Here is a 25,098-nt window from a genome sequence, read left to right on the forward strand (position 1 = left end):
CCGAGGCCGCACCGGCGTCACCCCGAGTGGCACCGGTGGCTCGTCGGCACGGCCGCGCGGCCGGTCGGAGGCGGTGCGCACGGGTCTCGGCCAGGGGTGTTGCGCGGGAAGCCGCCACCGCCACGTAGAGTTTTGGGGCACGGCACCCGTGCCCCGACACCGACGAGCCGTTCCGCAAGAGATGGACGACGACACCCCGGCGCGCCCGCGGCGGCCACCGGGCAGGAGAGGCACAGCGTGGCCATTCTCGGCGCAGCCTTCACCAAGAGGGATGCCGCGGCCCCGGACACCGACGCCCCGCGCGGCACGGCGACCGGCTGTTACCGCGTCGCCGGACTCACCAAGAAGTACCGCACCGGCAGCCGCCTGGCCCCCACGATGGTGCACGCGAACACCGACATCGCCCTGGAGATCCGCCGCGGCGAGATCTTCGGGCTGCTCGGCCCCAACGGCGCCGGCAAGTCCACGCTCGTCCGGCAGTTGACCGGCCTGCTGCGGCCCGACGCGGGCAGCATCGACCTGTTCGGCCACGACGTCGTCCGCAGCCCCGACGTCGCCGCGCGCCTGGTCGCCTACCTCGCCCAGGAGTCCGCGGCACTCGACGAACTGACCGTCGCCCTCGCGATCGAGACCACCGCCCGGCTGCGCGCCCTCGGCACCGCCCCGGCCCGCGCCGCGCGCGCCGCCGTCGTCGAGGAACTGGGTCTCGGCGACCTGGCCGCACGCCCGCTCAAGGACCTGTCCGGCGGCGAGCGCCGCCTCGCCTGCGTCGCGGCCACCCTGGTCGGCGACCGCCCGGTCCTGGTCCTCGACGAACCGACGGTCGGCATGGACCCGGTCGCCCGCCGCGCGGTCTGGGCCGCCATCGACCGCCGGCGCGCCGACCGCGGCACCACGGTGCTGCTGGTCACCCACAACGTCATCGAGGCCGAGACGGTCCTCGACCGCGTCGCCGTGCTCGACGAGGGCCGCATCATCGCGTGCGACACCCCCGGCGGTCTCAAGGCCGCGGCCGGCGACGAGGTGCGCCTCGAACTCGTCTGGCGGGGCGACCCCCCGCTCGACGAACCGGCGGTGGCCCGCCTCGCCCGCGACGCGGTCCGCGTCGGCCGGCGGTGGACCACGCGCACCGACCCCGCCACCGCCCGCGAGCTGCTGGCCGCGGTGACCTCCGGGCCCGCGTTCGTGGTGCTCGACGACTTCACCCTGACGACGCCGAGCCTGGAGGACGCGTACCTCGCCCTCGGCGGGCGGCACGAGGGGCTGGCCAAGTGACGGCGCGCGCTCCCGAACACCCGCACGACGGCTCGATCGCGCTCGCGCCCGTCACACCGCTGTGGCACGGCCTCGTCGCCGTCTACCGCGCCCAGCTCTCCCGTACGAGGGTCTCGCGCGTGCCGCTGCTGTTCGTCGCCGTGTTCCAGTCGGTGGGGATCATGATCCTCATGCGCGGCGTCGTCGACACCGACTCCGACAGCGCCCGCGAGGCGGTCGTCGCCGGGTCCAGCGTGCTGGTCGTCGCGTTCGTCGCGCTCAACCTGCTCGCCCAGCACTTCGGGGCGCTCCGCGCGGCCAACGCGCTCGACTACTACAAGACGCTGCCGGTGCGCCCGGCCGCCGTGGTGCTCGGCATGGCGGCGGCGTACGCCTCCTTCACGCTGCCGGGCACCGTCGCCACGGCGGCCGTCGGCGCGCTCATGTTCCAGCTCCCGCTGGCGAACCTGTGGGCGCTGCTGGTGGTCGTCCCGCTGTCCGGGGCCGCCCTCGCGGGCGTCGGCGCGGTGTGCGGCCTGCTCGCCCCCCGGCCCGAACTGGCCACCCTGCTGGGGCAGATGGGGATGTCGGCGGCGCTGCTCCTGGGCGTCATCCCCGCCGACCGCATGCCCTGGCTGATCGAACTCGGACGCGACGCGCTGCCGTCGTCCTACGGCGTCGACGCGTTCATCGCCACCTACGGCACGCCCGACTGGACCGCCTTCGGGACCAACCTGGCCGTCTGCGCGGGGGTGGGCGTCGTCATGCTCACCCTCTCCACCTGGGCTTTCCGGCGGACCGCACGCGGTTGAATGGGACGCTGACTTCTTGGCCTCCTCTCCCTCGTGAACGAGGGAGATTCCTACGGCTCGCGCTGTGGGTGTTTCTGCTTCGCCGACCGTCGCCCGCCCGGGAAGGACTTCTTCCATTGAGGTCTTACACCGTCTCCACAGACTGTCACCGCCGGCCCGGCGGCCAGAATGTTCTTCGCCGCGTTCACGTCGCGGTCGTGGACCGTACCGCAGGCGCACGTCCACTCCCGCACGTCCAGCGGCAGCCTCGCGCCCACTGTCCCGCATGCCGAGCACAGCCTGCTGCTCGGGAACCAGCGGTCCACGACGACGAGTTCGCGCCCATGCCACGCGCTTTTGTACGTGAGCATCGCCCGCAAATCCCGCCACCCCGCGTCCGCGATCGCGCGGGCGAGACTGCGGTTCTTGGCCATGTTGCGGACGCTCAGGTCCTCGATCACGATCGTTTGGTTTTCACGAACGAGTCGAGTCGACAGCTTGTGCAGGTGGTCGCGGCGCCGGTCGGCGATCCGCGCGTGCACCCGCGCGACCGTGAGCCGGGCCTTCGCCCGGTTCATCGAGCCCGTGGCCTTGCGCGCGAGGTTCCGTTGCGCGCGGGCGAGGCGTTCGCGGTCGCGCTGCTCGTGCCTGGGGTTGTCGGTCTTCTCCCCGGTCGACAGGGTCGCCAGCGACGTGATTCCCAGGTCGACTCCGACCGCTTCGCTCGTGGGCGGCGCGGGGGCGACGGTGTCGTCGCACAGCAGGGACACGAACCACCGCCCCGCGCTGTCGCGGGACACGGTCACGGTCGACGGCTCGGCGCCCTCGGGCATCGGACGCGACCACACGATGTCCAGCGGCCCGGACGTCTTCGCCAGGGTGAGCCGGCCGTCGCGCCAGGTGAACGCGGAGCGGGTGTACTCCGCAGAAGCCCGGGACTTCTTCCGCGACTTGAACCTCGGGTACCGCGCCCGGCGCGCGAAGAAGTTCGCGAACGCGGTCTGCACATGCCGCAGCGCCTGCTGCAACGGCACACACGACACCTCGCCCAGAAACCCCAACTCCGGGGTCTTCTTCCACGCGGTCAACGCGGCCGAGGTCTGCGCGTACGAGACCCGACGCCGCTCGCCCTCCCAGGCGCGGGTGCGTTCGTGCAGGGCCTTGTTGTAGACGAGGCGGACACAGCCGAACGTGCGCGACAGCTCCGCCGCCTGACACTCCGTCGGGTAGCAGCGGTAGCGGAACGCCCGCTTCACCACACGCTCTGTCACCTGGCGTACTCTAACGGTCACCGCAGCGAAAGCGAAATCCTGTTCGAGCCACGGGAGCCCGACACACCCGCCGACCAACGCTGTTCCGCCCTAGGGGGCGGAACAGCTGTCCCTGCCCTGCACCGCAGGTGATCCGATTCCTCCCCGGCCCCAAGGCCGTGGTATCCACGGAGAAAATCTGATGACGTCGCCCTGGCAATTCGACCCGTCACCGGCCGCCACCCCGTCGTCCGGGCCTCCCGACGGCGGCCCGGCGTCGTGGTGGCAGGCGGCGCGCGGCGACGTCGTCGCGGGCGCGATCGTGCTGGGCGTGTGCCTGGTCGTCGGAGTGGGCGCCGGCGCGGTCTGGTACGCCATCGCCCCCGAGATCCCGAAGATCATCGTCGACCACACCGAGTACCTGCGGCCCAACGCCCAGTCCGAGTCGGAGATCGCGCGCGACGGCTGGTTCGCCGTCATCGGCGTCGTCGTCGGCCTGGTCCTCGCCGGCCTGGCCTTCTGGAAGGGCCGCCGGCTGGGCATCGGCGTCGCGGTCGGCCTCGGCGCCGGCGGCCTGCTCGGCTCGTACGTCGCCTACAAGGTCGGCGCGGCGCTCGGCCCCGACACGTTCGGCTCCGAACTGCTGGCCCGCGACGGCCGCATCGAATTCGACGAACCGCTGCGCATCCAGGCCCTGGGCGTCCTGTACCTGTGGCCGATGGCCTCGCTGATCCTCTTCCTGTGCCTCAGCGCCGGCTTCGGCCCCCGCGACCCCGCCCCCAAGCCGGCGATCGCCTGGCCCCCGGCGAGCCACACACCGTCGAACACCACCCCGTTGAACCCCGGGACACCCGGCGACGCCTCCGCCGCCACCGACCCGGACCCAAGCCGACACCGCGACCGGCGATAGCAGCGGTCAGCGGCCGAGAATTCGGTCCACCCACACGCGCACCGACAAGAGCGTCGCCTCGTCGGCTTGCGCGATGAGTCGAGCGATTCGGCGCTGCGTGACAGAGCGCATGTATTCCGGCATGGCCCAGCTCGGGCGATCCAATCCGCCGTCATGGCCGACGCGCACATGGTGTGCGAAGCCTGTGTCACGGCTGGTGATCGGCACGATGACGACAAGACCGATGGGCCAGTTGTTGAATGACGACGCGGACAGAACAAGCGCCGGGCGTTTGCCGCCTTGTTGGCCGGAGACGGACGGCTCCAAGTCGACCAGGACGATGTCGCCCGGGTGGTAGTCGTCTTTCAACGGTTGTACTCCGGGTATTCGTCGCCGGCCGCGCCGAGCCCGTCGTCCGCCGAGTCCCACAGGTCGCGCTCACGGGTGTAAGCCGCCCAGGCATCGGGATCGCCGCGGCGCATCCGGGCCATTGCCGCACCAACGGCCTGCATCTGCTCGTGGCTCTCCGCGGCGTCCAGGCACGCGTTCAGGGCTTGATCGAGGGTTTTGACACCGCGGCGGTCGGCCCAGCCGCGAAGACGGTCCCGCGTTTCGGAAGTGATCTTTATGGTGGTGGTCATACTCGGAGTATACCGATGTGGATACTAGGGCCGCCCGATGTCGGCAGTGGTCGCGGTGGTCAGGGTGATCAGGTCGGTCGGGGTGAGTTCGACTTCCAGGCCGCGTTTGCCCGCGGAGACAAAAATCGTTTCGTGGGTGCGGGCGGAGGCGTCGACGACCGTGGCGAGGCGCTTCTTCTGGCCGAGTGGGGAGATGCCGCCGACGACGTAGCCGGTCGCGCGTTCGGCGGTGGGCGGGTCGGCCATCGCGGCGCGTTTGCCGCCGACCGCCGCGGCCAGGGCCTTCAGGTCGAGCTTTCCGGCGACCGGGACGACGGCCACCGTCAGGGCTCCGTCGATATCGGCGAGGAGGGTCTTGAAGACGCGCTCGGCCGGGACGCCGAGGGCCGCGGCCGCTTCCTCGCCGTACGACGCGGTGCCGGGGGAGTGATCGTACGCGTGGACCGTGAAGGCCACACCCGCGCGGGTCAGCGCGACCGTCGCCGGGGTTCCCGTCCCGCCGCGACCGGATTTGGCCCTGGCCACACTTGCTCCTCGGAAATCAGTTCGGACCGGCCTTCTGGCGCAGCAGCTCCACCGCGGGCAGCGCGCGGATGTGGCCCAGCAGGGCGGTCTCGCGCCGCAGCAGCCCCAGTTCGCCGCGCAGGCGCACGGTGGCGTCGTCCAGCGACAAAAGTTTCTGTTTGTCCGTCAGATCCAGGACCATCGCGGCGGCGACGAGGTACGACAACACCACCGGATCGTCGGGCAACTCCGGCAGCTCCACCGGGCCGCGTCCCTGCGCTTCGACCAGTTCGCGCTGGTAATCGGTGAACGCACGCGTCACCGCGAGGGCCAGGACCTCCGCGTCGTCGCCCGCCGGTTCCTCCAGGAACTCGACCTCACCGACCAGATACGGCCCGGTATCGTCGACCGAGAGCAGCCGGAACCGCGTGGCGCCCGTCGCGACGATGTCGTAGCGGCCGTCCGCGTGGGGCCGCATCGTCGCGACCTCGGCGGTGCAGCCCAGCGGGAACAGCGCCTCGGCGGGGTCGACCGGGAGCGCCCCGACCTCGCGCCCGCTGCGCAGGGCGATCACGCCGAACCGGCGCTCCCGGTCGGGCAGCGCCAACAGGTCCCGCACCAGGCGCCGATAGCGCTCCTCGAAGACATTCAGGGGCAGCACGAGACCCGGGTACAGCACCGAGTTCAACGGGAAAAGCGGAAGCCGGTCGGTCACGGGGCAAGAGTAGTGCCGTCGATCGCGTGGGTTCAGCGGAGTTTCGCCGTGCGTGACGCCCACCACGCGGCCCGCGGTCGCCGGGGCGCGGCACTACGCGCGGTTCATCACGCGCGTCGCGCCCGCCGCCGCCGCGCCCGCGAGCACCCAGCCCAGCATCACCAGCGTGTACGCGGCCCACTGCGCCCAGCCGCCCGGGTTCCACGCCGCCTCCTGCCCGAAGCCGACGACCGGGAGCAGCAGGTCGACGGTGTAGAAGAAGGCGTTCCAGTGCGGGGCCTCGTCGGCCTTGACCGGCGTCGGGCGGTCGATCGCGAACGCCAGGGTGCCCACGGCGATCAGGGCGACGAGCCACAGCAGCGCGCGGGCGGGGCGGTAGCCGTACCCGATCGCGGCATCCTGTACATGGCCCCAGACGCGGCCGGGGAACCGGAGGGTTTCGCGGTTGCGGCGCTGCTTCGCGAGCAGAACGGCGCGGGCCTCTTCGTCGTGGCCGGACGCACGGTAGGCGGCGGCCAACTGCTCGTACGGCTGCGGCTCGTAGTCGGCGGTCGCGTCCGCCAGCCACGCGAGCCTGCGGGCCAGGCCCATCGGGCGCTCGGAACGCAGCGCCGCGTACGTCATCCCGCCGATCGTGACCCGGCCCACCCCGGTCGGCCACGTGTCCGGCGTATCGGTCAGGGTGTCGAGCCGGGCGCCGCGCAGAACCACTCGGCCGCGCGGGTTCGGGGTCATGTCGAGTGACAGCGTTCCCGCCGTGACGCGCCACATCAGCAACTCCTCCTCCGGTTCGCGCAGGATCGTCGCGTAGCTGATGACCAAGGCGTCGCCGAACCGCGCGTCGCTGAAGCGGAACGAGCCCGACCCCGTGGGCGAGTCGCTGAGGTGCAGGGTCTGCTCGACGACGAGGCCCGCCGCGTCCAGGGCCAGGTGCCGGAAGCCGCGTGCGTTGGTGCCCGGCAGCGCGTCGAGCCGGGCCCGGTAGAACGTCACCCGGCCCCCGATCCGCGCGCTGCGCAGGTTGACGACTCCGGTGGAGTGGAAGGGCCCGTTCGCGCTGAGGTCGCGGTCGACGACCAGACCGTCCGCCGCGACCGCGTGGCCGTCGCTCATCGGGGCCACCCGCGAGCCGTTGAGTATCAGGTCCGTCTCGATCGCGGCGTCCGTCAGGATGATCCCGCGCCCGACCCGGCACAGGGTCACCGACAACTCGCCCCCGACGCGGACCCGGCGTGCCCGGATCGCCGGGACGGTACAGCCGATCAGGCGGAACGTGCCGGTCACGGCGTCGTTGAGGAGCACACGCCCCTCGAACCGGCAGCCGCTCAGCTCCACATACGCGTCGACGCGCGCCCCGCGCAGGTTCAGGTCGCCGACCACCCGGGCGCCCGCCAGATCGAGTGCCGGGACGCGCCCCGGCGCGGGGTCGGGGCCGCCGACCAGCAGCCGCGCCAGGACGTCGGCGCGCACGGTCCGCTCCGGCCCCCAGTCGGCTCCGGCGTCCTCGGTCAGGAAGGGGCCGCCGCGGGCCGCGGGGTCGGGGACGGCCCCGCCCAGCACGCACCGCTCCCCGTTCCGGTACGCGTCCCACACGCGCCGCTCCGGGGCGCTCAGGTCGTTGGGATACCGCTGTTCGGCCATATGGTCCCCCGAAGCCGTGCCGTCGATCGCCGTGGCGGCGAACCGACCCCATTGTGTGGGGTCCGCGAGCCGGCGCGGCGGCCCCTCCGCGTCTCACGAACCGACACGTGGGAACCCGGCCCGGGCGTCCTCCCTACACTGGGGCGGGTGATCTCCCGTATCGATCTGCGCGGCTCCGCCGGCCGGGCCGTCCTGGACCGGCCCGCCGCCCTGCGCGACGTGATGCCCCGTGCCGAGTTCGATGTCGAGGCGGCCTTGGAGAAGGTCCGTCCGATCTGCGAGGACGTGCGCCATCGCGGGGTCGAGGCGCTCATAGAGCTGGGGGAGCGGTTCGACGGGGTGCGGATCGCCGACATCCGGGTGCCGGGCGAGGCGATCGCGCGGGCCCTGGACGCGTTGGACGCCAAGGTGCGGGCGGCGCTGGAGGAGACGATCCGCCGGGCGCGGATCGTGCACCGGGACCAGCGGCGCACGGATGTGACGACGCGGGTGTCCGACGGCGGCACCGTTACCGAGCGGTGGGTTCCGGTCGAGCGCGTCGGGTTGTACGTCCCGGGCGGGCTGGCCGTGTACCCGTCGTCCGTGGTGATGAACGTGGTGCCGGCGCAGGAGGCGGGCGTCGGGTCGCTCGCGGTCGCGTCGCCGCCGCAGAAGGAGTTCGGTGGCCTGCCGCACCCGACCATCCTGGCCGCGTGTGCGCTGCTCGGCGTCGACGAGGTCTACGCGGTCGGCGGGGCGCAGGCCGTGGCGATGTTCGCGTACGGCGCGGGGCCCTGCGAGCCCGTGCGCCTGGTGACCGGCCCCGGCAACATCTACGTCGCCTCCGCGAAGCGCCTGCTCAAGGGCCGCATCGGGATCGACTCCGAGGCGGGGCCCACCGAGATCGCGGTGCTCGCCGACGCGACCGCCGACCCCGTGCACGTCGCCGCCGACCTGATCAGCCAGGCCGAGCACGACACCCTCGCCGCGTCCGTGCTGGTCACCGACTCGGCGGAGCTGGCCGACGCGGTCGAGGCCGAGCTGAGGACGCAGGTGGCCGCGACCAAGCACGTCGAGCGCGTCACGACGGCGCTCGCGGGCCGCCAGTCGGGCATCGTGCTGGTCGACTCGGTGGACGACGGGCTCAAGGTCGTCGACGCGTACGCGGCCGAGCACCTGGAGGTCCAGACCGCCGACGCCGCCGCGGTCGCCGCCCGGGTGCGCAACGCGGGCGCGATCTTCGTCGGGCCGTGGGCGCCGGTCTCCCTCGGCGACTACTGCGCGGGGTCCAACCACGTGCTGCCGACCGGCGGTTGCGCGTGCCACAGCTCGGGGCTGTCGGTGCAGTCGTTCCTGCGCGGCATCCACGTCGTCGACTACAACGAGCGTGCGCTCGCCGAGGTCGCGCACCACGTGGTGACCCTCGCCGAGGCGGAGGACCTGCCGGGGCACGGGGCGGCGATCAAGGCACGTTTCGTTGGGGGCGAACCGAATAAGCGCGGCGCCGGAGACGAACCGGCCGCGCGCGGCGGAGAGGCGGTGCCGGAGTGACCGAGCGCATGGACGCCTTGCCGATCCGCGACGAGCTGCGCGGGCAATCGCCTTATGGGGCACCGCAGTTGGACGTCCCAGTCCGGCTCAACACCAACGAGAACCCGTACCCGCTGCCCGACGAGCTGGTCGCCCGTATCGCCGAGCGCGTCGCGGACGCCGCCCGGGACCTCAACCGGTATCCGGACCGCGACGCGGTCGAGCTGCGCACGAAGCTCGCCGCCTACCTGGGCGAGACCGGCGGGGTCGAGCTGACGGTCAATCAGGTCTGGGCGGCCAACGGGTCCAACGAGGTGCTGCAGCAACTGCTCCAGGCGTTCGGCGGTCCCGGCCGCAGCGCTCTCGGCTTCGATCCGTCGTACTCGATGCACGCGCTGATCGCGCGCGGCACCGGGACGACGTGGATCTCCGGCACGCGCCGCGACGACTACGGGCTCGACCTCGGCGACGCCCTCGCGCGCATCGCCGAACACCGCCCGCACGTGGTCTTCCTGTGCTCGCCGAACAACCCGACCGGGACCGCCCTCGACGGCTCGGTCGTGGCCGCGGTGTACGACGCCGCGCAGGCGGCCCGGCCGTCGCTGGTGATCGTGGACGAGGCGTACGTCGAGTTCTCGCACCGCAGTTCGCTGCTCACCCTCCTGGACGGCCGCCCCAACCTCGTCGTCTCCCGCACGATGTCGAAGGCGTTCGGCGCCGCCGGGCTGCGCCTCGGCTACCTCGCCGCCGCTCCCGAAGTGGTCGACGCGGTGCAGCTCGTGCGGCTGCCGTACCACCTCTCGTCGGTCACCCAGGCGACCGCGCTGGCCTGCCTGGAGCACACCGGCACGCTGCTCGGCTACGTCGCCGAGTTGAAGCGCCAGCGCGACCGCATCGTCGCCGAGCTGGCCGGGATGGGCCGCGAGGTCACCGCGTCCGACGCGAACTTCGTGCAGTTCGGGCGGTTCGCCGACACGCGCGCGGTGTGGCGGGCGCTGCTCGACCGCGGCGTCCTGGTCCGCGACAACGGCGTGCCCGGGATGCTGCGGGTCACCGCGGGCACCGACGCGGAGAACACCGCGTTCCTCGACGCGATGCGCGCAGTACTGAAGGAGATCTGATGGCCCGCACCGGCCGCGTCGAACGCGCCACCAAGGAGACGTCCGTCCTCGTCGAGGTCGACCTCGACGGCACCGGCCGCGTCGACGTCGCCACCGGCGTCGGCTTCTTCGACCACATGCTCGACCAGCTCGGCAAGCACGGCCTGTTCGACCTGACCGTCAAGACCGACGGCGACCTGCACATCGACGCGCACCACACGATCGAGGACACCTCGCTCGCGCTCGGCGCGGCGTTCCGCCAGGCCCTCGGCGACAAGACCGGCATCCGCCGTTTCGCGAACGCCTCCGTGCCGCTGGACGAAGCGCTCGCGCAGGTGACCGTCGACCTGTCCGGCCGCCCGTACCTCGTGCACAGCGAACCCGACGGCATGGCCCCGATGATCGGCCCGGAGTACGACACCACGCTCACGCGGCACATCTTCGAGTCGTTCGTCGCGCAGGCCCACATCTGCCTGCACGTCCACGTCCCCTACGGCCGCAACGCCCACCACGTCGTCGAGGCCCAGTTCAAGGCCCTCGCCCGAGCCCTCTCCGACGCCTGCGTCCTCGACCCCCGCCGCGCCGGCACCATCCCGTCCACGAAGGGCGCGCTGTAGTGAGCACCGGAACCCTCGTGCTGATCGCCTTCGGGCTGTTCTTGATCGGTGGGGTCATTTCCTTCATCAAGCAGGGGATGCCGAAGGGGGTCATCGTGCTGCTGGGGATCTGCGGGACGATGTCGTTGGCTGCCGGGCTGTTGCGGATCTAGGGGGCCTGTGGTGAAGAAGATCGTCATCCTCGACTACGGGTCGGGGAACCTGCGGTCGGCCGAGCGCGCGGTCGCGCGGCTCGGGGTCGAGGTCGAGGTGACCGCGGACTACGACACGGCGCTGAACGCGGACGGGCTGGTCGTGCCCGGGGTCGGGGCGTTCGCGGCGTGTATGGCGGGGCTCAGGGCGGTGCGCGGGGAGCGCATCATCGACCGGCGGCTGGCCGGCGGGCAGCCGGTGCTCGGGATCTGCGTGGGCATGCAGATTCTGTTCGAACGCGGGGTCGAGCACGGGGTCGAGACGGCCGGGTGCGACGAGTGGCCCGGGACCGTCGAGCGGCTGGACGCGCCGATCGTGCCGCACATGGGGTGGAACACCGTCGAGGCGCCCGGGGACACCGCGCTGTTCCGGGGGCTCGACGGCGCCCGCTTCTACTTCGTGCACTCGTACGGCGTCAGGACGTGGGCGCTGCCGCCGTCCGACGTCCTCGAACCGCCGGCGGTCAGCTGGACGACGCACGGGACGCCGTTCGTCTCGGCCGTCGAGAACGGCTACCTGACGGCGACGCAGTTCCACCCGGAGAAGTCCGGCGACGCCGGGGCCGAAATGCTCCGCAACTGGCTCGCCACGCTCTGAACACCCCGTACCGACACGGCACCGACCACCCATCCGAAGGACCTTTGCGAACATGAGCGAGACCCCCGCACGTTGCCTGGAACTGCTGCCCGCCGTCGACGTCGCCGACGGGCAGGCCGTCCGCCTCGTGCAGGGCGAGGCCGGCTCCGCGACCTCCTACGGCGAGCCGCTGGCCGCCGCACTGGCGTGGCAGAACGCCGGCGCCGAGTGGATCCACCTCGTCGACCTGGACGCCGCGTTCGGGCGCGGCAGCAACCGCGAGCTGCTCGCCGAGGTCGTCGGCAAGCTCGACGTCAAGGTCGAGATGTCCGGCGGCATCCGCGACGACGCCTCCCTTGAGGCGGCCCTCGCCACCGGCTGCCGCCGCGTCAACCTCGGCACCGCCGCGCTGGAATCCCCCGACTGGGTCCGCTCGGCCATCGCCCGGCACGGCGACAAGATCGCCGTCGGGCTCGACGTGCGCGGCACCACCCTCGCCGGCCGCGGCTGGACGCGCGAAGGCGGCGAGCTGTTCGAGACGCTGGCCCGCCTCGACGCGGACGGCTGCGCCCGCTACGTCGTCACCGACGTCAACAAGGACGGCACGCTCACCGGCCCCAACCTGCAACTGCTGCGCGACGTCTGCGCCGCGACCGACCGCCCGGTCGTCGCCAGCGGCGGCGTGTCCTCGCTCGACGACCTGCGCGCCATCGCCGAGCTGGTGCCGCTCGGTGTCGAGGGCTCGATTGTGGGCAAGGCCCTGTACGCCCAGGCGTTCACTCTCGAAGAGGCCTTGGAGGCGGTGTCGCGATGACACGGGACGGGGTGGAGCGGCTCTCCACCGGCGGCCAGTGGGAGGAGGCGTTCGGATGCGCGCGCGCCGTCGCCGTCGGTGACTTCGTGCTCGTGTCCGGCTGCACCGGCTTCGTCGACGGGGTCCTCGTCGGCGAAGGCGACCCGTACGAGCAGACGCTGACCGCGTTCCGCATCGCCGAGGAAGCCCTCGAACACTTCCGGCTGACCCGCGCCGACGTCGTCCGCACCCGGATATACCTCACCCACAAACGCGACGCCGACGACGTGGGCCGCGCGCACAAGGAGATCTTCGACGCCGCGCGGCCGGCGTCGACCATGGTCGTGGTGGCCGGGCTGATCGACTCGCGCATGCTCGTCGAGGTCGAGGTCGAGGCCTACCGGGGGGCGAAGTGAGCCTCGCCGTCCGGGTCATCCCGTGCCTCGACGTCGATGCCGGGCGCGTGGTCAAAGGCGTCAACTTCCGGAATCTGCGCGATGCCGGCGACCCGGTCGAGATGGCCCGCGTCTACGACGCCGAGGGCGCCGACGAGCTGGTGTTCCTCGACATCACCGCCTCGTCCGGCAGCCGCGAGACGACGTACGACGTGGTGCGCCGCACCGCCGAGCAGGTCTTCATCCCGCTGACCGTCGGCGGGGGCGTGCGCACCGTCGAGGACGTCGACAAACTGCTGCGCGCCGGCGCGGACAAGGTCGGCGTCAACACCGCCGCCATCGCCCGCCCCGAGCTGATCGCCGAGATCGCCGACCGGTTCGGCAACCAGGTCCTCGTGCTGTCCGTCGACGCCCGGCGCTGCCCCGAGGGTACGTCGACCGAGTCCGGCTTCGAGGTCACCACCCACGGCGGTCGCCAGGGCACCGGCATCGACGCCGTCGCGTGGGCGGCCCGCGCCGCCGGGCTCGGTGCCGGCGAGATCCTGCTCAACTCGATGGACGCGGACGGCACCAAGGACGGCTACGACCTGGAGATGACGCGGCGGGTACGGGCCGCGGTGTCGATCCCGGTCATCGCGTCCGGCGGCGCCGGGAACCTCGGCCACTTCGCGCCGGCCATCGACGCGGGCGCCGACGCGGTCCTCGCGGCGAGCGTGTTCCACTTCGGCATGCTCCGCATCCCGCAGGTCAAGGACGCGCTGCGGGAGGCCGGCCACCCGGTGCGGTAGGCGTACGACGGCACCACGCGGTGCGGGGAAGGAACGTGCCGCGTTCCCTCCCCGCACCGCGTGGGCGTTTCGCGGCCCGGCCGGGCGCGAAACACGTCAGGCGTCCATGAAGCCCGAGGACAGCATTCCGATGAGGGCGATGCCGATCAGCACCCGGTAGACCGCGAAGCCGTTGATGCTGTGCTTCGACACGAACTTCAGCAGCCACGCGACCGACGCGTACGCCACCACGAACGACACCGCGGTGCCGACGCCCAGCGCCACCATGCTGGTGTCGCCCTCGGTGGCGTCCTTCAGCTCGTACAGACCGGCGCCCGTGAGGGCGGGGATCGACAGGAAGAACGACATCCGCGTCGCCGCGACGCGGTCGATCCCCAGGATCAGCGCGGTCGAGATCGTCGCGCCCGAGCGCGAGAAGCCGGGGAACAGCAGGGCGAGGATCTGCGACCCGCCCACCAGCATCGTGTCCTTGAGCGTCACCTCGGCCTCGCCGCGGCGCCGACCCCGGGCACCGCCCGCCGACTCGGCGTACCACATCACGCCGCTGCCGACGATGAGCGAGCCGGCCACCACCCACAGCGACGCGAGCGGGCCGTGGATCAGCGACTTCATCGAGACCCCGACGATGACGATCGGGATCGTCGCGTAGATGATCCACCACGCGAACTTGTAGTCGCGGTCGGTGCGCCGCGACTTGTCGGCGAGACCGCGCCCCCAGGCGCCGGTGATCCGCACGATGTCGGTGAAGAAGTACACCAGCACGGCCGCGATCGCGCCGACCTGGATGACCGCGGTGAACGCGACGACCGACTTGTCGTCGACGTCGATGCCGAGCAGCCCCTCGGTGATCTTCAAATGCCCGGTCGAGGACACCGGCAGGAACTCCGTGAGCCCCTCCACCACTCCCAAGACCACCGCGTCCAGGACGCCGATGCTCGAACTCACGAACGAAATCTCCTCGGGGGCGGGCAGATGGCCGGTGAATAGGGCCCGGGGATCTTCCCAGCCGCAGATGAACGGAAACCATACGCAAGGTCAACGCACGGGCCCGGCGGACACGGCCGTGCGGCGCGTGCACGCCACCCGTTCGGGGCACCCCGAGGTGTTTCGCGGCACCGGTCCCGGCCGCCCGGCCGGTGGCCGTCTCAGATGCCCAGCGGGGTCTCCCGCAGCCGCCGGACCGCCGTCTCGTCGCCCTCGACCGTCACCAGAGCCTCGTCCTTGCGGCCGTACACGTACAGCAGCAGCTCCGCCGGCGGGCCCGCGAGCGTCGCCGTCGGCTCGCCCTTGCGCACCCGCACCGGCTGGGCCTCCTCGGCGGTGTCCGTGCGCCGCAGCTCCACGCCGACCGGGGCCTTGCGCAGCATGAGCTTCGCGCCCGAACGGCCCCGCTTCCACAGGTACTCGGTCAGCCCCGGCTCCAGGTCGCGCGGCGCGAAGCCGGGCTGCGCCCGCCGCACGTCCTCCAGGTGGACGAAGTACTCCACGGTGTTGGCCGCCGCGTCCACGCCCGGGATGCCGAACAGCGACAGACGCGGCGGACCCGTGCGCACCTGGTGCACCAACTGCTCGTACGGCCGGGCCGCGGCCCGCAACCGCACCTTGTCGGTGTACCCGGCCAGCGGCTTGAACAGGATCCCGGGCGACGAATCGGGGCGGCGCTCCCGCACCACCAGGTGCGCGGCCAGGTCGCGCGTCGTCCAGCCGGCGCACAGTGTGGGGGCGTCCGGCCCGACCTCGGCGAGCAGATCGGCCAGCGCGGCGCGTTCCGTACGGGCGTAGGAAACCATGCGCGCATCGTTCCCCCGCCGGGTGCCGGGGTCAAGGCCGCCGCCCCGGGAATGCGCCGCCGACCGCGTGACTTGTGAACGACGTATGAACCGCCGAGAGTGAAATCGACCAGTACGGACCCGGGCCGGCGTCGACGACGCCGGCCGCTCCTGTGCGCGCCGGCCGAGCGCCGCGACCCGTGCCCGAAAGTGAGGCCGCGTGACCGACAAAGACGTCCTGAGACGAGGGATGCGGGTCCTCGGCGTCGCGATCCGCGAGGAGCCCCGGATCTTCGCCGCCGCCGTCGGCGCCAGCGCGGTCTACGGCGCGACCACGGTGGCGTCCGCGCTGGTCCTCGGCCAGGTCACCGACCGCGTCGTCGTCCCGGCGTTCCGCGACGGCGACACCACCACGGGAGCCCTGGTCGCGACGTTCCTCGCCGTGTTCGGCGTCGCCGTGCTCAAGGCCCTGTCCATCGTCGGGCGCCGCCTGTGGGCCGGCATCATGCAGTACCGGCTCCAGGCCACCTACCGGCGCCGCGTCACGCGGCAATACCTGCGGCTGCCCCTCGCGTGGCACCACCGGCACCCCACCGGCGCGCTGCTGTCGAACGCCAACGCGGACGTCGAAGCCGCCTGGTATCCCATCGCGCCGCTCCCGATGGCGACCGGCGTCGTGGTGATGCTCGTCCTCGCCGCCGCGTCCATGCTCGTCACCGACTGGGCGCTCGCCCTCGTCGGATTCGTCGTCTTCCCCGCGATCTTCCTCCTCAACGTCGCCTACCAGCGCCGCCAAGGGCCGCTCGCGATGCGCGCGCAGGAACTGCGCGCCGACGTCAGCGCGGTCGCCCACGAGAGCTTCGACGGAGCGCTGGTCGTCAAGACGCTCGGCCGCGAGGACGAGGAGACCGCGCGCTTCGAGGCCTCCTCCCGCGAACTCGCCGACGCCAACATCGCCGTCGGCCGCGTCCGCGCGCTGTTCGACCCGCTCTTGGAGGCGCTGCCGAGCCTCGGTGTGCTCCTGGTCCTCCTCGCCGGCAGCGTCCGCATCGCGAACGGCGACCTCGACCCGGGCGAACTCGTCCAGATCGCCTACCTGTTCACGCTCCTCGCCTTCCCGGTGCGGGCGATCGGGTGGCTGCTCGGCGACATGCCCCGGTCGATCGTCGGCTACGACCGCGTGCAGTACGTCCTGGACGCCGAGGGCGAATCGGCGTACGGCGCCACCCCCGCCCGCACGACCGGCCCGGCCGGACTCCGCGTCCGCGCCGTCCGGTTCGGCTACCTGGACGGCAACGACGTGCTCGACGACGTCGCGTTCGACATCGAACCCGGCCGCACCGTCGCCGTCGTCGGCCCCACCGGCTCCGGCAAGTCCACCCTCGTCTCGCTGCTCGTGCGCCTCGTCGACCCGGGCAGCGGCGAGATCCTGCTCGACGGCACCGACCTGCGCGACCTCGCGCGCGGCGGCGTCGCGGCCTCCGCCGCACTGGTCCCCCAGCAGGCCTTCCTCTTCGACGACACGATCCGCGACAACATCACCCTGGGCCTCGACGTCTCCGACGACGAGGTACGCGCCGCGCTGCGCACCGCCCAGGGCGCCGAGTTCGTCGACCGCCTTCCCCACGGGCTGGACACCCAGGTCGGCGAGCGCGGCACCACGCTCTCCGGAGGGCAGCGCCAGCGCATCGCCCTCGCCCGTGCGCTCGTCCGCAAGCCCCGGCTGCTGGTCATGGACGACGCCACCTCGGCCGTCGACCCGCGCGTCGAGGCGGCGATCCTGGCCGGACTCCGCGACGGCGGGACCGGGCCGTCGACCGTCGTGGTCGTCGCCTACCGCAAGGCCACCATCGCGCTCGCCGACGAAGTCGTCTTCATCGACGGCGGCAAGGTCACGGCCCGCGGCCCCCACACCGAACTGGTGCGGACCTCGGCCGGCTACCGGCGGCTCGTCGAGGCCTACGACCGCGCGGCCCGTGACCGCGAACAGGCCGAGGCCCCGCGGGGTGACGGCTCCGGCGACGGGGGCCGCGCCGCACCCGACCGGGACCCGGGCAGCCCGGACGACGCCGACGACACAGACGCCGCAGGCGAGGAGGTGCCCGCGTGACCGCCGTCACGGAACCCGAGCCCGGACTGGAGACGCCGGAGCGCGATACCCCCGCGGGCGGGGCCGTTCCCCCACCCCCGGGACCGACCCCGGACCGGCCGGACGCGACCCGCCCGCGGGAGTCGGGATGGGCCGTGCTGCGCCGCGGCCTCGCGCTCTCGCCCGAGTTCCGCCAAGGCCTCGGCCTCACCCTCGTGCTCGCCGCGCTCGCCACCGCCGGCCGCATCATCGTCCCGCTGACGGTCCAGCTGACCATCGACAACGGTCTGCGCGGCGACGACGGGCCCGACCTCGCGCTCGTTCGGTGGATGATCCTGCCCGCCGCGCTCGCCGTCATCGTCACCGCGCTGTGCTCGTACGGCATGAACGTGCGCATCTACAACGCGAGCGAACGCGGCCTCGCGACGCTGCGCGTGCGCGCGTTCCGCCACGTGCACGACCTGTCCACCCTGCACCAGCAGAGCGAACGCCGCGGCTCGCTCGTCTCCCGGGTCACCGGCGACGTCGACACGATCAGCCGCTTCATCCAGCAGGGCGGCGTCATGGCCGTCGTCAGCGTCGGCCAACTCCTCGTCGTCACCGCGCTGATGCTCGTCTACTCGTGGCAACTGACGCTGCTGGTATGGGCGTGCTTCACCCCGTTGTTCTTCCTGCTGCGGAGCTTCCAGACCCGCATCGCCGCCGCCGCGGACGCGGTGCGCGTCCATGCCGGGCGCATGCTCGGCGCGATCTCCGAACCCGTCGTGGGAGCCTCGGTGGTCCGCGCGCACGCCATCGAGGACCGCACCGCGGCCCGCATCGACGAGGCCATCGAAGGACACCGCGCGGCGCAGACCCGCGCGCAGAAGCTCGTCGCCCTGACCTTCCCGACCGGCGAGATCGCCGTCGGCGTCGGCAACGCGCTCGTCGTCGTGGTCGGCGTACTCCTCGGCGTGGACGGGCAGTTGACGCTCGGCGAACTCGTCGCGTTCCTCTTCCTGGTGACGCTGTTCGTGGCGCCCGTGCAGTTCGGCGTGGAGATCCTCAACGAGGCGCAGAACGCGCTCGCCGGCTGGCGCCGCGTCCTCGAAATCCTCGATGCCGAACCGGACATCGGCGATCCCGGCCCGAACGGCGCCGACCTGCCGCGCGGACCGGTCGAAGTGCGCTTCGACGGCGTCGCGTACGCGTATCCCGGCGGCCCCCGCGTGCTGCACGACGTCGACGTCACGCTCGGCGCCCGCAGCCGGGTCGCGGTGGTCGGCGAGACCGGATCCGGCAAGACGACGTTCGCCAAGCTGCTCACCCGCATCGTCGACCCCGACGAGGGACGCGTCCTGCTGGACGGCATCCCGCTGGCCGACGTCCGCTTCGCGTCGCTGCGGGCACGGGTGGTGATGGTGCCTCAGGACGGATTCCTCTTCGACGCCACGATCCGCGACAACGTCCGCTACGGCCGCCCCGACGCCGACGACGCCGCCGTTTCGGGGGCGTTCGACGACCTCGGCCTCGCCGACTGGCTCGCCGGACTGCCGCAGGGCCTGGACACCCCGGTCGGGCAGCGCGGCGAGTCGCTGTCCGCGGGGGAGCGGCAACTCGTCGCGCTGGCACGGGCGTACGTCGCCGACCCGGACCTGCTGGTGCTCGACGAGGCGACCTCCGCGGTCGACCCGGCCACCGAAGTGCGCATCCAGCGTGCCCTGGACGGGCTGACCCGCGGCCGTACCGCGGTGTTCATCGCGCACCGCATGTCGACGGCCGAATCCGCCGACGAGATCCTGGTGTTCGACGCCGGACGCCTCGTCGAACGCGGACCGCACCGCGAACTCGTCGCCCGGGACGGGACGTACGCGCGGCTGCACACCTCGTGGGCCGCGCAACAGAAGCCCGCGGTCCGCTGACACCAGCGTGTGGGGACGACGCGTCGTCCCCACACGCACGGGGCGCGGACCCGGCCGATCGGCCGAGGACCCGCGCCCCGGGGGCGTCGCCTCATCGCCGTGCGCCCCGAACACGCGGGGCGAGGCGTGCGTACGGAACCGCGCGGCCTACACCAGCGGCCCGTTCAACTTTCCGCCGGCGTCGCGGATCATGCACTGGACCTCGCGGTCACCCTCCTCCCACGAACCCTCCGACGGGAAGATGTAGTCCGCCGCGAGATCGCCCGCGTTCGGCTGCCTCGCGACGATCGGCTTGATCGCGGCCTCGCACAGCTCGCCGGCCTGCCGCTCGGCCTCCGCGTCGCCCGGCCACGGCCCGTCCGCCATGTCCAGGTTCTCCACGTGCTCGGCGTCGTGCGGCGACGAGCACGACACCTTGTTGACCTCGCCCGTCCCGGGCGGGAACACCACGCAGTCGCCGGGACGCATGTCGATCCTCTCGACGGTGCCGCTGTCGTCCGACGGATCCGCGGTCGCCGTCGACGGGCGCGAGGTCGTGGCACTCGGCGAACGCGTCGTCGGGCTCGGGTCGTCGCTCGGCTCCGTCGCCGACTCGGAAGGCGACGCGGAGGAAGACGCGGACGACGAAGCCGACTTGGAACCGCTCGCCGAGGACGACGCGGACGCCTTGTCACCGCTGTTGTCGTCGCCGCCGAGACTCAGCACCAGCCCGATGACGACGCCCGCGACCACCAGGGCGCCGATCACGATCCACGCCACGAGCTTCCCGCTGTTGCCGCCGGAGCCCCCGGGCGGTCCCGGCTGACCCGGCGGAAACGGCGGCGGACCACCGAAGTTGCCGGGCCCGACGGGCCCACCCGGACCACCGGGGCCGGACGGGCCGCCCGGGTAGCCCCCGCCGGGTCCTCCCGGATAGCCGCCTCCGTACGGGCCTCCGCCCCCGTACGGCCCGCTGTTGGCCGCGCCGCTCCCGTACGGTGCGCCGCTGTCGCCACCGGAAGGCGGACCGGCGGGCCAACCGGCTCCCGGGTACTGCGGAGGAGTACTCACGCGCCCACCTCATTTCGCCAGGCGCCGCGCATCCCCGCAGTGCGCCGTATACGTCGACGTTTCCCGATCTCGGCACCGGCCCCGCACCGGCGCCGCACACCCGTCACGACGCCGGAACCACGGAAACGGTTCGCCCCGCGCCCGGTTCGTGTGCCGTGCCCCGGCCGCCGCGGCGTCAGCCGAGCTTCTTGGTGAGCTTCGCGCCGCTGTCGTCGAGAACGAAGCAGGTGACCTCGCGGTTGCCGAGATCCCAGCTCGGTGCCTTCGGGTAGCTGTACTTGAACGTGTACTTGTCCGGGTTCGACTCGCCGGCCGTGACCGCGTCGTACGCCGGCCCGCACCCGTTCTCCGCCTGGCGCTGCAGCTCCGTGTCGTTCGGGTACGTCGACCCGGTCAGGTCGAAGTTCTTGATCACCTGCATGTCGTGCGGCGTGGAGCAGGAGACCTTGTCGAACCGGCCGCCGTCGAGGTCGACGCACTCGCCCACGTCGAGCTGGATGTCCTCGACGGTGTCGTCGGTGGTCGACGAGGTCGGCGTCCGCGTGGACGTGGCCGTCGCCGTCCGCGTGCGGGTCGACGTGGACGTCGGGGTCGACGACTGCGTCGTCTCCGTCTCGGTCGGCGAGGGCGACGTCGAGGCCGTCTCCGACGTGGTCGGCGTCAGCGTCGCCGACGAACTCTGGCTCACGTCCTTCTTGTCGTCGTCACCGCCGCCCACGAGAAACACCAGGGCGGCGATGACACCGCCGACGACCACGAGGGCACCCACGACGGTGAGGATCAGCGGACCGCGCCCGCCGCCCGGGGGAGGACCGGGCGGACCGGGAAAGCCCCCGGGGCCGCCGGGACCGCCCGGGCCGCCGAACCCGCCGCCGTACGTCGGGCCGCCGGGGTACTGCGGACCGCCTCCCGGCGGGCCGGACGGGTACTGCGGACCGCCCGGATACTGCTGGCCTGAATAGTCGCCCGGATAGCCCGGGCTGTTCTGATAGCCCGGATCGGGCTGGTTTCCGTAACCGGGCGGGAAGCCCCCTTGTCCCGGTGGAGGTGGCATCGTCATGCGCAAAGCTTGCCCGATAGCATGAAGTCCCCGCACGCGTGGGTGTCACCGCTTGACAACCAGTGCGGGTCCATGTGGTCACGGTGACCGCGTGATCGCCGCGCGGCCGGACCGTACCCCCGTGTCTGCGAGAATGCGCCCATGACCGGTGCCACACCCCCGCCCGCCCGATCCCCGCGCCCCTCGGATCTCGACCCCGCGATCGCCGCGCTGCTGAAGCGCGACGCCAACGGATTGCTCGTCTCCGTCGCGCAGCAGTACGACACCGGTGAAGTCCTCATGGTCGGCTGGATGGACGACGAGGCGCTGCACCGCACGCTCACCACCGGCCGCTGCACCTACTGGAGCCGCAGCCGCCGCGAGTACTGGGTGAAAGGCGCTACATCAGGCCACACCCAGCGCGTCGTCTCCGTGGCCCTCGACTGCGACGGCGACACCGTGCTGGTCAAGGTGGACCAGGCGGGCGCCGCGTGCCACACCGGCGACCGCACGTGCTTCGACGCGCGGCAGCTCACGGTCACCGGCCCCGCCGTACCCGGCGTTTGACGGCATGTCAGGCAGGGGCGAGGGCAGGGGCGGAGGCGCGGCCGGTGCGCGCTCGGCGACCGGCGGCGCTTCCGGCCGCCGGGCCGTGGGACGCGACCGGGCGGCACCGACACCGGCGGCCACGCGAATACGCCCGACGTCCCATTTCCGCAGCCACATCCACGTATGAGTGCCTTTCCGCGCCCCGGGAGTTCCCGCACCATGACCACCGGCACCGTCACCCCCGACCTCGACGCCTTCCGCACCCTCGCGCGCTCGCTGCGGGTCATCCCCGTCACCCGGCGCTTCCTCGCGGACGGCGACACCCCGGTCGGGCTGTACCGCAAGCTCGCGGCCGAACGCCCCGGCACCTTCCTCCTCGAATCGGCGGAGAACGGGCGTACCTGGTCCCGCTATTCGTTCGTCGGTGTGCGCAGCGCCGCGACCCTCACCGAATCGGCCGGAGCCGCGCGCTGGCTCGGTGAACCGCCGGTCGGCGTCCCCCGCGAGGGCGACCCGCTCACCGTCCTGCGCGGCACCGTCGAGGCCCTGCACACCCCGCACGACATCCCCGGCCTGCCCGATCTGCCGCCCCTGCACGGCGGCATGGTCGGCTACCTCGGCTACGACTTCGTGCGCCGCCTGGAACGACTGCCCGAGCACGCGCGCGACGACCTGCGGGTGCCCGAGCTGATGCTGATGCTCGCGACCGACATAGCGGTGCTCGACCACGCGGACGGCACCGTCCTGCTGATCGCCAACGCGATCAACTGGAACGGGCTGGACTCGGGCGTGGACGACGCCTACCACGACGCGGTCGCCCGCCTCGACGCCATGACCGCCGACCTGGCCGCACCTTCGGACGGGAGCGCGTCGTGCGTGCGCGGCGGCGTCACACCGCAGGGGAACGGCCCGTGGGGCGGCGCCGACTACCGCAAGGCGGTCGATGCCGCGAAGGAGGAGATCCGGGCCGGCGAGGCGTTCCAGATCGTCCTGTCGCAGCGCTTCGAGATGCCCACCGCGGCGAGCGCGCTCGACGTGTACCGCGTGCTGCGGGCGACGAACCCGAGCCCGTACATGTACCTCTTCCGCCTGGCCGGGCCCGACGGCACCGCGAACGGCGGCTTCGACATCGTCGGTTCCAGCCCCGAGGCACTGGTCAAGGTCACCGGCGGGCGCGCGATGCTGCACCCGATCGCGGGCACCCGGCCGCGCGGCGCCGGGCCCGAAGAGGACGCCGCCCTCGCCGAGGAACTCCTCGCCGACCCGAAAGAACGCGCCGAACACCTCATGCTCGTCGACCTCGGCCGCAACGACCTCGGGCGCGTGTGCGCGCCGGGCAGCGTCGAGGTCGTCGACTTCATGTCCGTCGAGCGCTACAGCCACGTCATGCACATCGTCTCGACGGTGGTCGGCGAACTGGACGCCGGCCGCAGCGCTCTCGACGTGCTCACCGCGTGCTTCCCGGCCGGGACGCTTTCGGGCGCCCCCAAGCCGCGCGCGATGGAGATCATCGACGAATTCGAGCCGACCCGGCGCGGGCTGTACGGCGGTTGCGTCGGCTATGTCGACTTCGCGGGCGACCTCGACACCGCGATCGCGATCCGCACCGCGCTGATCCGCGACGGCGTCGCGTACGTCCAGGCGGGCGCGGGCGTGGTCGCCGACTCGGACCCGGTCGCCGAGGACACCGAGTGCCGCAACAAGGCGGCGGCGGTGCTCCGCGCGATCGCCTCGGCGGAGACGCTGAGGCCGGCGCGCTGACTCCGCTCCCGCGGGGCGGCGCACGGTCCTTCGGCATCGTCCCGCGACGCGCGGGCCGTGCCGACGACGGGCCCGGCGCGCGGCCCGCGCGTGCCCGCAGCTCGGAGCATGCCGCGCCGCGGGAACCCGGTCGGCCGACGAGCCGTGCGGCGGTCGGTGAGGGGCGCGGACGGGACGCGGGACCCGGCACGGCACCCTTGGGGGAGGAAAACCGGCAAGCGGGGCCGACGGCGACCGGAACGGAGAGGGCATGGCGGGCGACACGGCGGACGGGGCCGACGAGGTGGACGGACGGGATCGGCCGCGCGAACGGCGGTCGGCCGGAGTCGTGGCGGGGGACCGCCGGGACCCGGGAACCGACGCCGCATCGGCCCCGGACGGCACCGAAGCGGAGACCGGCGTGACCCGGTCGGACCGGGAGTCGGCCGCACAGGGGGCCCGGGATCGCCGGGACGCGGACGCCGACGCCGTCCGTGCGCGGACCGGCAGCGCGCCGGCCGGCGCGACCGGGCCGGCACGGGACGCCGGTGCCGGGCCGGAATCCGTCGCGGCCCCGGCCCGGCACGCGGCCGAGGACGCCCAAGTCCCGCACGCCGACTCCGCACCCGCCCCGGCCGACACCGAGGTCGCTCCCGTCGTCGCGGCCGATTCCGCGCGCAAGGCCGTCCGCCGGGAAATGGGCACCGCACTGCTGCTCGTCGCGGTCGGCGCGGCGGTCGTTCTGTCGCTGGGCGGGCGCGTGTGGGCGAAAGGGGCCGTGGTCGTCCACGGTTCGCGCTTCGCGATCGAGGCCTCGGGGTCGGCGGTCGGCAAACTGCCCGCGGCCCTCGCGCTGCTCGCCCTCGCGGCCGGTGTCGCCACCCTCGCGACCCGGGGGCGCGGGCGCGTCGTCGTCGGCGTGATCCTGGCGGCCGGGGGCGCGGGCATCGTCGCGGCGGCCGTCTCCGGGGCGTCCGACCGCTCGGCGCTCGATTCGCGCGCGGCGGCCAAGGCGGCCGTCGAGGGGGCGCGGGCGATCGATGTCGGCCACACCGTGTGGCCGTGGATCACGGCCCTCGGCGGTGTCCTGATCCTGCTGGGCGGCCTCACGGTGATCGTCCGGGGCCGCAACTGGCCCGGTATGGGCAGCCGTTACGAGACGCCGAGCGCCCGCCCCCGCCGCCGCGTCGCCACCTCGGCCGACATGTGGAACGCCCTGGACCGCGGCGAGGACCCCACCCGCTGACCGGCCGCCCGCCGCTTCACCCCGCGTCCGCGTCCCGTGCGCACCCCGGGTCAAGAGCAC

27 protein-coding genes are annotated in these 25,098 nt (G+C 72.8%); 17 read left to right on the forward strand and 10 right to left on the reverse strand.

Going from position 1 to position 25,098, the window contains the following annotated elements:
* Positions 1–378: 378 nt before the first annotated feature.
* Positions 379–1,275, forward strand: coding sequence for an ABC transporter ATP-binding protein (locus LO772_RS24755; RefSeq protein WP_443089468.1), 897 nt, complete (start codon positions 379–381; stop codon positions 1,273–1,275).
* Complete coding sequence (locus LO772_RS24760) at positions 1,272–2,066, forward strand: ABC transporter permease (RefSeq protein ID WP_443089308.1); 795 nt, start codon at positions 1,272–1,274, stop codon at positions 2,064–2,066. The genes LO772_RS24755 and LO772_RS24760 overlap by 4 nt, the downstream gene beginning before the upstream one ends.
* Positions 2,067–2,116: 50 nt before the next feature.
* Here LO772_RS24760 and LO772_RS24765 read toward each other — a convergent pair whose 3' ends face one another.
* Positions 2,117–3,316, reverse strand: coding sequence for an RNA-guided endonuclease InsQ/TnpB family protein (locus tag LO772_RS24765; protein ID WP_231774235.1), 1,200 nt, complete (start codon positions 3,314–3,316; stop codon positions 2,117–2,119).
* A 181-nt stretch (positions 3,317–3,497) separates the two neighbouring features.
* Here LO772_RS24765 and LO772_RS24770 point away from each other — a divergent pair, with 181 nt between their 5' ends.
* Positions 3,498–4,205 (forward strand): hypothetical protein, encoded by a 708-nt coding sequence (locus LO772_RS24770; RefSeq protein ID WP_231774236.1) that lies wholly within the window; start codon positions 3,498–3,500, stop codon positions 4,203–4,205.
* A gap of 6 nt (positions 4,206–4,211) precedes the next feature.
* Here LO772_RS24770 and LO772_RS24775 read toward each other — a convergent pair whose 3' ends face one another.
* The 5 genes from LO772_RS24775 to LO772_RS24795 form a co-directional block, all read right to left on the reverse strand.
* Complete coding sequence (locus tag LO772_RS24775; RefSeq protein WP_231774237.1) at positions 4,212–4,553, reverse strand: type II toxin-antitoxin system PemK/MazF family toxin; 342 nt, start codon at positions 4,551–4,553, stop codon at positions 4,212–4,214.
* On the reverse strand, positions 4,550–4,825 hold the full coding sequence (locus LO772_RS24780) for a hypothetical protein (RefSeq protein WP_231774238.1): 276 nt from the start codon (positions 4,823–4,825) through the stop codon (positions 4,550–4,552). Before LO772_RS24780 ends, LO772_RS24775 begins: the two co-directional genes overlap by 4 nt.
* 24 nt (positions 4,826–4,849) lie before the next feature.
* The gene (gene ybaK / locus LO772_RS24785; protein ID WP_231774239.1) at positions 4,850–5,350 is read right to left on the reverse strand and encodes a Cys-tRNA(Pro) deacylase; all 501 of its coding nucleotides are present in this window, start codon (positions 5,348–5,350) and stop codon (positions 4,850–4,852) included.
* Between the two features lie 16 nt (positions 5,351–5,366).
* A complete protein-coding gene (locus LO772_RS24790) occupies positions 5,367–6,044 on the reverse strand; it encodes an LON peptidase substrate-binding domain-containing protein (RefSeq protein ID WP_231774240.1) in 678 nt (225 codons plus the stop codon).
* Positions 6,045–6,137: 93 nt separating this feature from the next.
* A complete protein-coding gene (locus tag LO772_RS24795) occupies positions 6,138–7,685 on the reverse strand; it encodes an oxidoreductase (RefSeq protein ID WP_231774241.1) in 1,548 nt (515 codons plus the stop codon).
* A 147-nt stretch (positions 7,686–7,832) separates the two neighbouring features.
* Between LO772_RS24795 and hisD the strand changes: the two genes are divergently transcribed.
* From hisD to hisF, 8 genes are read left to right on the forward strand one after another with little or no spacing between them, the layout of a single operon-like run.
* Positions 7,833–9,215: a histidinol dehydrogenase gene (hisD, locus tag LO772_RS24800; protein ID WP_231774242.1), complete on the forward strand. Its 1,383-nt coding sequence runs from the start codon at positions 7,833–7,835 to the stop codon at positions 9,213–9,215.
* 8 nt (positions 9,216–9,223) lie between these two features.
* Positions 9,224–10,315 carry a histidinol-phosphate transaminase gene (locus tag LO772_RS24805; RefSeq protein ID WP_231779708.1) on the forward strand — a complete coding sequence of 364 codons (1,092 nt, stop codon included), beginning with the start codon at positions 9,224–9,226 and terminating at the stop codon, positions 10,313–10,315.
* Positions 10,315–10,911, forward strand: coding sequence for an imidazoleglycerol-phosphate dehydratase HisB (gene hisB, locus LO772_RS24810; protein WP_231774243.1), 597 nt, complete (start codon positions 10,315–10,317; stop codon positions 10,909–10,911). Before LO772_RS24805 ends, hisB begins: the two co-directional genes overlap by 1 nt.
* Positions 10,912–10,928: 17 nt before the next feature.
* Entirely contained in the window at positions 10,929–11,063 is a 135-nt protein-coding gene (locus LO772_RS35925) for a hypothetical protein (RefSeq protein WP_269453086.1), read from the forward strand.
* A 7-nt stretch (positions 11,064–11,070) separates the two neighbouring features.
* A complete protein-coding gene (gene hisH, locus LO772_RS24815) occupies positions 11,071–11,700 on the forward strand; it encodes an imidazole glycerol phosphate synthase subunit HisH (RefSeq protein ID WP_231774244.1) in 630 nt (209 codons plus the stop codon).
* Positions 11,701–11,752: 52 nt separating this feature from the next.
* A complete protein-coding gene (priA, locus tag LO772_RS24820) occupies positions 11,753–12,493 on the forward strand; it encodes a bifunctional 1-(5-phosphoribosyl)-5-((5-phosphoribosylamino)methylideneamino)imidazole-4-carboxamide isomerase/phosphoribosylanthranilate isomerase PriA (RefSeq protein ID WP_231774245.1) in 741 nt (246 codons plus the stop codon).
* Entirely contained in the window at positions 12,490–12,888 is a 399-nt protein-coding gene (locus LO772_RS24825) for a RidA family protein (protein ID WP_231774246.1), read from the forward strand. The genes priA and LO772_RS24825 overlap by 4 nt, the downstream gene beginning before the upstream one ends.
* Positions 12,885–13,655, forward strand: coding sequence for an imidazole glycerol phosphate synthase subunit HisF (gene hisF / locus LO772_RS24830; protein ID WP_231774247.1), 771 nt, complete (start codon positions 12,885–12,887; stop codon positions 13,653–13,655). The genes LO772_RS24825 and hisF overlap by 4 nt, the downstream gene beginning before the upstream one ends.
* Positions 13,656–13,751: 96 nt before the next feature.
* Here hisF and LO772_RS24835 read toward each other — a convergent pair whose 3' ends face one another.
* On the reverse strand, positions 13,752–14,600 hold the full coding sequence (locus LO772_RS24835) for an undecaprenyl-diphosphate phosphatase (RefSeq protein WP_231774248.1): 849 nt from the start codon (positions 14,598–14,600) through the stop codon (positions 13,752–13,754).
* A gap of 200 nt (positions 14,601–14,800) precedes the next feature.
* Entirely contained in the window at positions 14,801–15,445 is a 645-nt protein-coding gene (locus tag LO772_RS24840) for a TIGR03085 family metal-binding protein (RefSeq protein ID WP_231774249.1), read from the reverse strand.
* A 199-nt stretch (positions 15,446–15,644) separates the two neighbouring features.
* On the opposite strand from LO772_RS24840, the gene LO772_RS24845 reads away from it, so the two are divergent.
* Together LO772_RS24845 and LO772_RS24850 are read left to right on the forward strand one after the other, a co-directional pair.
* Positions 15,645–17,534, forward strand: a complete 1,890-nt coding sequence (locus LO772_RS24845) for an ABC transporter ATP-binding protein (RefSeq protein WP_231774250.1) — start codon at positions 15,645–15,647, stop codon at positions 17,532–17,534.
* Positions 17,531–19,414: an ABC transporter ATP-binding protein gene (locus tag LO772_RS24850; RefSeq protein WP_231774251.1), complete on the forward strand. Its 1,884-nt coding sequence runs from the start codon at positions 17,531–17,533 to the stop codon at positions 19,412–19,414. Before LO772_RS24845 ends, LO772_RS24850 begins: the two co-directional genes overlap by 4 nt.
* Before the next feature lie 147 nt (positions 19,415–19,561).
* On the opposite strand, the gene LO772_RS24855 is transcribed toward LO772_RS24850, so the two are convergent.
* Positions 19,562–19,882: a septum formation family protein gene (locus tag LO772_RS24855; protein WP_231774252.1), complete on the reverse strand. Its 321-nt coding sequence runs from the start codon at positions 19,880–19,882 to the stop codon at positions 19,562–19,564.
* Here LO772_RS24855 and LO772_RS24860 point away from each other — a divergent pair.
* Positions 19,881–20,219, forward strand: coding sequence for a hypothetical protein (locus LO772_RS24860; RefSeq protein ID WP_231774253.1), 339 nt, complete (start codon positions 19,881–19,883; stop codon positions 20,217–20,219). The genes LO772_RS24855 and LO772_RS24860 overlap by 2 nt on opposite strands.
* A 420-nt stretch (positions 20,220–20,639) precedes the next feature.
* Here LO772_RS24860 and LO772_RS24865 read toward each other — a convergent pair whose 3' ends face one another.
* Positions 20,640–21,524 (reverse strand): septum formation family protein, encoded by an 885-nt coding sequence (locus LO772_RS24865; RefSeq protein ID WP_231774254.1) that lies wholly within the window; start codon positions 21,522–21,524, stop codon positions 20,640–20,642.
* A 141-nt stretch (positions 21,525–21,665) separates the two neighbouring features.
* On the opposite strand from LO772_RS24865, the gene hisI reads away from it, so the two are divergent.
* The 3 genes from hisI (at position 21,666) to LO772_RS24880 (ending at position 25,038) form a co-directional block, all read left to right on the forward strand.
* Positions 21,666–22,070 (forward strand): phosphoribosyl-AMP cyclohydrolase, encoded by a 405-nt coding sequence (hisI, locus tag LO772_RS24870; RefSeq protein ID WP_231774255.1) that lies wholly within the window; start codon positions 21,666–21,668, stop codon positions 22,068–22,070.
* A 201-nt stretch (positions 22,071–22,271) separates the two neighbouring features.
* Complete coding sequence (locus LO772_RS24875) at positions 22,272–23,813, forward strand: anthranilate synthase component I (RefSeq protein ID WP_231774256.1); 1,542 nt, start codon at positions 22,272–22,274, stop codon at positions 23,811–23,813.
* 250 nt (positions 23,814–24,063) lie between these two features.
* Positions 24,064–25,038 (forward strand): TIGR02234 family membrane protein, encoded by a 975-nt coding sequence (locus LO772_RS24880; RefSeq protein ID WP_231774257.1) that lies wholly within the window; start codon positions 24,064–24,066, stop codon positions 25,036–25,038.
* The last annotated feature ends 60 nt before the right edge of the window (positions 25,039–25,098 follow it).

Source organism: Yinghuangia sp. ASG 101 (genome assembly GCF_021165735.1).
GTDB lineage: Bacteria > Actinomycetota > Actinomycetes > Streptomycetales > Streptomycetaceae > Yinghuangia.